The sequence below is a fragment of the Chitinophaga sp. genome (assembly GCF_036569185.1).
GTDB lineage: Bacteria > Bacteroidota > Bacteroidia > Chitinophagales > Chitinophagaceae > Chitinophaga.
In genome coordinates this window covers 1-6,784 of sequence record NZ_DATCRD010000359.1, presented here as the reverse complement: position 1 = coordinate 6,784, position 6,784 = coordinate 1, and the positions used below count along the sequence as shown (strand labels likewise).

The 6,784-nt window shown below is 48.0% G+C and carries 5 protein-coding genes and 1 pseudogene; 4 read left to right on the top strand and 2 right to left on the bottom strand.

Annotated features, from left to right (window positions below):
* Together VIM72_RS27485 and VIM72_RS27480 are read left to right on the top strand one after the other, a co-directional pair.
* Nucleotides 1-1,087 (top strand): annotated as a pseudogene (locus VIM72_RS27485) (polynucleotide kinase-phosphatase); the annotation flags it as partial.
* Nucleotides 1,088-1,123: 36 nt separating this feature from the next.
* Nucleotides 1,124-2,074, top strand: a complete 951-nt coding sequence (locus VIM72_RS27480; protein WP_332006014.1) for an NADP-dependent oxidoreductase — start codon at nucleotides 1,124-1,126, stop codon at nucleotides 2,072-2,074.
* Between the two features lie 207 nt (nucleotides 2,075-2,281).
* On the opposite strand, the gene manA is transcribed toward VIM72_RS27480, so the two are convergent.
* The gene (manA, locus tag VIM72_RS27475; RefSeq protein ID WP_332006013.1) at nucleotides 2,282-3,484 is read right to left on the bottom strand and encodes a mannose-6-phosphate isomerase, class I; all 1,203 of its coding nucleotides are present in this window, start codon (nucleotides 3,482-3,484) and stop codon (nucleotides 2,282-2,284) included.
* Between the two features lie 134 nt (nucleotides 3,485-3,618).
* Between manA and VIM72_RS27470 the strand changes: the two genes are divergently transcribed.
* The gene (locus VIM72_RS27470) at nucleotides 3,619-3,969 is read left to right on the top strand and encodes a YraN family protein (protein WP_332006012.1); all 351 of its coding nucleotides are present in this window, start codon (nucleotides 3,619-3,621) and stop codon (nucleotides 3,967-3,969) included.
* A gap of 399 nt (nucleotides 3,970-4,368) precedes the next feature.
* Here the strand turns inward: VIM72_RS27470 and purB are convergent, their stop codons facing one another.
* On the bottom strand, nucleotides 4,369-5,706 hold the full coding sequence (gene purB / locus VIM72_RS27465) for an adenylosuccinate lyase (protein ID WP_332006011.1): 1,338 nt from the start codon (nucleotides 5,704-5,706) through the stop codon (nucleotides 4,369-4,371).
* A gap of 142 nt (nucleotides 5,707-5,848) precedes the next feature.
* Between purB and VIM72_RS27460 the strand changes: the two genes are divergently transcribed.
* Entirely contained in the window at nucleotides 5,849-6,601 is a 753-nt protein-coding gene (locus tag VIM72_RS27460; RefSeq protein ID WP_332006010.1) for a menaquinone biosynthesis protein, read from the top strand.
* Nucleotides 6,602-6,784: the final 183 nt, after the last annotated feature.

The following is a 6,784-nucleotide window of genomic DNA, read 5'->3' as shown; positions in this document are numbered from 1 at the left end:
CATGTCGCCCGCAGAAACCAGCCGGGAAGAAGGCATGCTGGAGCACCCGGCGGAAGGATTGCAGTATTTCAGGGACGCAGGGGTTACAAAGGTGATCTGCGAAGAAAAGCACATGGGCTCCCGCGCCGTGGTAATTGTTTGCCGAGATGAAGCCGCAGCAACAAAGCGTTTCGGCGTGACCGGCGAAGGTAACGGTATTGTATATACGAGAACGGGCCGCAGCTTTTTCAACGATAAGGCAACAGAACAGGATTTCATTGCCCATATTAACACAGCGTTGATCAATACCGGGTTCTATGATACTTTTGAAACCGACTGGGTTTGCCTGGATGCGGAACTGATGCCCTGGAGCGCAAAGGCCCAGGCATTGCTGCAAAATCAATATGCTGCTGTAGGAACGGCAGCTACACAATCGTTGCCTGTAGTGGTGGATGCTTTACGGCAGGCGGTGGCACAGGGCGTGCCGGCGCAGACATTACTGGAAAAGTATTCCCGCCGCCTGGAGCAAACGGGTAGCTATGTAAAAGCTTACCGCCAGTACTGCTGGCCGGTAGAATCGCTGGACGATTATAAGCTGGCGCCATTTCATATTATGGCCACGGAAGGCAAAACGTATTTCGATAGGGATCACACCTGGCATATGTCTGCCATCAAAGATATTTGTGCCGGTAATGAACAGTTACTGGTAGTAACTCCCTTTGTGGAAGTGGAAATTGGTAATGAAGCCAGTGAACAGGCGGCCATCAGCTGGTGGGAAAGTCTTACTGCCGCCGGTGGGGAAGGTATGGTGATCAAACCCGCCACCTTCATAGCCAGGGATGCCAAAGGGCTCATACAACCCGCCGTTAAGATCCGCGGAAAGGAATACCTCCGTATTATTTACGGCCCGGAGTATGATGCGCCTGAAAATCTTGTCCGGCTGCGCAGCCGCAAACTGTCGGGCAAACGCTCCCTGGCACTGCGGGAATTCGCGCTGGGCCTGGAGGGGCTGGACCGGTTTGTAAATAATGCACCTTTACAGCTGGTACATCAATGCGTATTTGGTATTTTAGCACTGGAGAGTGAGCCCGTGGATCCGAGACTATGACCGTAAATGTATCTATCTACATAAAAAAATATGATTATGAAAGCCGTAGCCGTATCAAAATTCAAAGACATTCCCGTGGTGATGGATCTGCCGAAACCCGTAGTACGACCAGGAACCGTGCTGGTAAAAGTAGCTGCTGCCGGCATGAACCCGTTCGACTGGAAAATGATCGATGGTATTATGAACGACGGGAAAATGAAACACCAGTTCCCTCTTATCATGGGCGTGGATGGCGCCGGTACCATAGAAGAAGTAGGAGAGGGCGTAACCCGGTTTAAGGTAGGCGATAAGATCTACGGCCAGTTTATTCATTCGCCTATCGGGGAAGGCTCCTATGCGGAATATGCGATTGTGCCGGAAAAATCAGGTATTACCAAAGCGCCAACCTCCATATCAGCAGTAGAAGCAGCTGCAGTACCTACTTCCGGCATGACGGCCCAGCAATTGCTGGATAAACTGGATCTCCAGGAAGGCAAAACCCTGCTGATTGTGGGCGCTACCGGCGGTGTAGGCTCATTTGCCGTGCAACTGGCAGCAGCCCAGGGCATACATGTGATGGCCACCGTATCCGACGAAGCTGGTGCAGAAAGAATGAAGCAACTGGGCGCAGCGGAAACCGTCAACTATAAAACAGCCTCATTGACCGCGCAGGTAAAAGAAAAACACCCGGAAGGAATAGACGGCCTGCTGGACCTGATCAGCAATGAGGAAGGTTTTGAAGCTAACCTCGATTTACTGAAGCCCGGCAGCGGCGCGCTCACCACCACCTTCGTGGCAAAGGAAGAGGCGCTGAAAAGCAGGAACCTTCATGGCGGCAACTTTGAAACACAAGGCAGCGCTGCATCGCTGGATACGCTCACACTGATCATCGACCGCGGAGCGCTTAGCATCCCCGTCGAAAACAAAATCAGGCTGGAAGACGCGCCGGCAGCCATTGCGTTGAGCCGCCAGGCGAAAGCCAAAGGGAAAACGGTGATCGCGATCTGAGCGGATTTTGTCTTGGAACACTGATTACGCTGATTTTGATGATTAGTTTGATTTTATTTTAGAATTTGAAAATAATTAAGGGAGATAAAAGCGAATCGCTTCTATCTCCCTTTGTTATTTATAAATAAAACAAAAAATAAAAATCAAACTAATCATCAAAATCAGCGTAATCAGTGTTCCAAGACAAACGCCGAAGGCGTTCACCTCCTACACATTCGCCGTTGCCTTGAACAGCTCTGCTTCACCGTTGGTGCTGATCTCGTAGGAAGCGCCATACGCCGCAAAGGCGCATTGCCCTTTTTGCAACGCCAGCGTGTCCTCGCCTTTGATAGTGGCGTTGCCTTTTATTACGATCAGTATCTCCGCAGCTTTGGCGGTATGCTTGTATACCTGTCCGACGCGAAGATCAATTTTGCTCACCTCAAAATCCGGCGCAGGGGAAGGATAGATCCTTTCCAGGCCATCGGCGCTTACATCGCCTTTGATAATATGCGGATGCACGCCTTCAAAGCGGGTATGCTTCAGAAGTTCGGGCACATCCACATGTTTGGGAGTAAGACCGCCCCGCAGCACATTGTCTGAATTGGCCATCAGCTCTACGTTCTGGCCTTCCAGGTAAGCATGGGGGATTCCTGCGTCCTGGAATACGGCATCGCCTGGCTGCACCTGCATGATGTTGAAGAAATAAATGGAGAAGATGCCACGATCCAGTTTATCTTTGCTGTTGGGATCATTCAACACTGCGCGGGCTGCCCAGAAACCAGGATCGGTTTTAGACAGTTTGTTCGCTTTATAGGGAAGGATCACACGGTCAGTCAGCGGTCGGAGAAGGATGTTTACCAGCGGCTGCGGCATCTCCATTACATTTTTATACAAGCCATAGTAACCTTCTTTTTCGTATATACTTACCAGTGAGGTGAACTCAGGAACGGTTTTCAGCACTTCCAGTAATTTTTCATGTGGAAGGAAACCGTGGAGCAGATAAAACTCGCTCAGCGCCACCATAATTTCAGGCTTATGGTTGTTGTCTTTATAATTGCGGTAAGGCGCATTCAATGGAATACCTTCTGCATTCTCCCTCGCAAATCCTTTCTCTGCTTCACTTTTGGTAGGGTGTACCTGGATAGATAACATGTCTTTTACATCCAGGATCTTAAAGAGAAAAGGCAGCTCCTTAAACCGTTCCCAAACCGCCGGGCCGGTGATGTTGGCGGGGTCTGTTTTGATCAGTTCATTCAGCGGTACCTGTCCGCTGGCAGTAGTAATATTGGATGGTGCGCTGGGATGCGCCCCCATCCAGTATTCTGCGCTGGGCTGATCCGAAGGGGTAATTCCCAACAGTTCCGGAATATATTTATATCCGCCCCATGCGTAATGCTGTACTTTTCCTTCCAGTCTGAATAAGTTCATATATAGTAATCTGTTTTACTTGTTAAATACCAGGGAATCGATAATTTTATATGCCTGCAAAAATAGGTGTTAGGAATAAATAATTCCCTACACCCGGAACTAAATTGTTTGTTATACCTAAATCCAGTAACAAAATGGCCAATCATTTATCCCTCGGGCAACGGGGCGAATTAATTGCACAGGCATATGTGCGCCGTTACTGTGCTATCCTGCATGTGAACTGGAAATCCGGCAGGAAGGAAATTGATATCATCGCCCAAAAAGAAAAACAAATTTATTTTATAGAAGTAAAAACACGCAGTACAGATCGCTTCGGGTGGCCGGAGGAAGCAGTGAATGCCCGCAAGGAAGAACATATCCGCAGCGTGGCCACCGATTATCTGTTGTGTTACCATCTTACCCCGGTGGCCATCCGGTTTGATATTATTGCCATCACCTTTCGGGGAGATACCTGGGAATTGGAACATCTTAAAGATGTGTTCTGAGCGCGGGTTTTCGTTATATTATCATTAACCAGTTATTAACAAAAAAATGTCTATGATTATTTTGTAATACTATATCTTTGCGTCAGCTTTAAGACCCTGAGTTGTTATCACCCCCGGTATCCCGGTAGTTTTCAAGTAAGACTCATTCCCTGGAAAGATCTGATGCAATGGCCGGTGTGGCCTGGTGCAGGCAGTTTGTTTTTTATCTGTAGGAGAAATGAGTCACCGGCGATTGCCAATAACAAAGGAAAGAAGGGAATAGAAATTAATACACATGGAACAGCGTTTGTTTAACCGCGGCTATTACGCTACTAACGCATTGATCGCAGTTAATTAATTGCTTTCGGGAGTCAGGAAAAAGCTCCGTCTCATAAGACGGAGCTTTTTTTATTTTTAAACTTACCACAAACCGGTATAGTTATGTGGTGTAATGGCTTTCAGTTCTTTTTTGAGGGCGGCGCTGATCTTCAGGCCGTCCACAAATTTATGCATGCTTTTCTGTGTGATCTGTTCTCCGCCACGGGTCAGCTCTTTCAGGGCTTCGTATGGCTGGGGATAGTTTTCACGGCGTAATACGGTTTGAATCGCTTCCGCTACTACGGCCCAGTTATTTTCCAGGTCGTCTTTCAGTTTTGCTTCGTTCAGGATCAGTTTGTCCAGCCCTTTCCGGATAGATTTTGTAGCCAGCAGGGTATGGCCAAACGGAACACCAAGGTTGCGTAATACGGTGGAATCGGTCAGATCGCGCTGCAGGCGGGAAACCGGCAACTTGGCGCTCAGGTGCTCAAACAATGCGTTAGCCAGTCCGAGGTTACCTTCAGCATTTTCAAAATCGATGGGGTTCACTTTATGCGGCATCGCGGAGGAACCTACTTCGTTCTTTTTGATCTTCTGTTTGAAGTAATCCATGGAGATGTAAGTCCATACATCGCGGCAGAAGTCCAGTAATATGGTGTTGATCCGTTTCAGGGCATCAAACTGTGCAGAGATGTTATCATAATGCTCAATCTGCGTGGTATACTTCATACGTTGCAGTCCCAGCGTGGTGTTCACGAATTTCTCGCCGAACTTCTCCCAGTTGATCTTTGGGAAAGCCACGTGATGTGCGTTAAAATTACCGGTGGCGCCGCCAAACTTTGCTGCAAAAGGAATGTGGCCGAGCAGGTTCACCTGTCCTTCCAACCGTTCTACAAACACCAGGATCTCTTTACCCAGAATGGTAGGAGAGGCAGGCTGACCGTGAGTACGGGCCAGCATCGGCACTTTCATCCATGACTGTCCCAGTTTCTTCAGTTCCAGGATCAGGTTGGCCAGGGCAGGCATGTATACCTGTTCCACGGCGTCTTTCCAGAGCAGCGGGGTAGCGGTATTGTTTACATCCTGCGAAGTAAGGCCGAAATGTACCCACTCCAGTTTATCTTCCAGGCCCAGGTTCTTCAGTTCATTTTTCAGGAAATATTCAACTGCCTTCACATCGTGGTTGGTAATTTTCTCTGTGTCTTTGATCAGTTGTGCGTTCTCGATGGTGAACTCCTGGTAAATTTTACGCAGGGAGGGGAACTTGGCTTTGGGCAGGGTAAACAGTTTCTGCTCGGAAAGCGCAATAAAATATTCCACCTCTACCATCACACGGTAACGGATCAACGCAAATTCAGAAAAATAATTGGCCAGCTCGTCCAGTTGTTTGCGATAGCGCCCGTCCAGCGGAGAAATGGCAGTTAAAGGTTGTAGTTGCATAATGTATGTATTCCAGTATTACTATTAACATGTTTGAATGGCTGCAAGTTCCCCCTAAATCCTGATTTACAGGACCACAATTATTCATTTGGAACTTGTTAACCGGGATTTAATTACTTTTGCAGCTTCAAAATTACTGAAATTGGAACGGAAAGTAAAAGTTGCGGCTGTAAGTTATTTGAATACGAAGCCTTTATTGTATGGATTCAGGAATCATCCGGTGATGGAGATGATGGAATTATCGATGGATTATCCCGCTAAAATAGCCCAGCAGCTGATAGATGGAGAGGTGGATGTAGCGCTGGTGCCGGTAGCTATTATTCCTAAGCTGAAGGAATATCATATCATTGCAGATTATTGTATCGGAGCCGAAGGACCAGTGGCCTCCGTTTGTTTATACAGCGATGTGCCCCTGAATGAGATCAAACGTATTTACCTGGACTACCAGAGCCGTACATCGGTAGCGCTGCTGAAAGTGCTGGTACGTGAGTACTGGAAGCTGGATGTGGAATTTGTGAACACCAATGGCGCCTTCCAGGATAAGATCAAAGGCACTGATGCGGGACTGGTGATCGGCGACCGGGCCCTGGAACAGCGAAAAATCTCTCCTTATATTTATGACCTGGCAGAGCATTGGGTGCGTTTTACCAGCCTGCCCTTTATCTTCGCCGCCTGGATCAGCAATAAGCCCCTGCCGGCTGAATTTATAAAGGAGTTTAACAATGCTACCGGTATCGGTACACAGAACATACCGGCAGTAGTGGCTGAAAACCCTTATGCAGTATACGATCTTACTACTTATTATGTCCATAATATCAGCTATCCGCTAACGCCGGCAAAACGGCAGGGAATGCAGAAATTCCTCGGATACCTGCTACAGGAGAGGGTTGCGTGATCAAGTCCACCTCCTGTCCGCGTAATGTCCACTCCCTGAGCACGGGTAAAGCCAGTGCTTTGCGTATGCTTTGCATACGCGAAGGTTGTCTGACTCAGGATTATGATGATTATACTGATTACCGTGATTGGATCCTGTAATGATTAAAAAGATTTGGGGAGATTTAAGCGGATACCTTCGCCT

Coding starts and splice junctions, on each gene's coding strand:
- purB (WP_332006011.1), bottom strand. CDS start 5,706: ATGCAACTACAACCTTTAACTGCCATTTCTCCGCTGGACGGGCGCTAT.
- VIM72_RS27470 (WP_332006012.1), top strand. CDS start 3,619: ATGGCCAATCATTTATCCCTCGGGCAACGGGGCGAATTAATTGCACAG.
- manA (WP_332006013.1), bottom strand. CDS start 3,484: ATGAACTTATTCAGACTGGAAGGAAAAGTACAGCATTACGCATGGGGC.
- VIM72_RS27480 (WP_332006014.1), top strand. CDS start 1,124: ATGAAAGCCGTAGCCGTATCAAAATTCAAAGACATTCCCGTGGTGATG.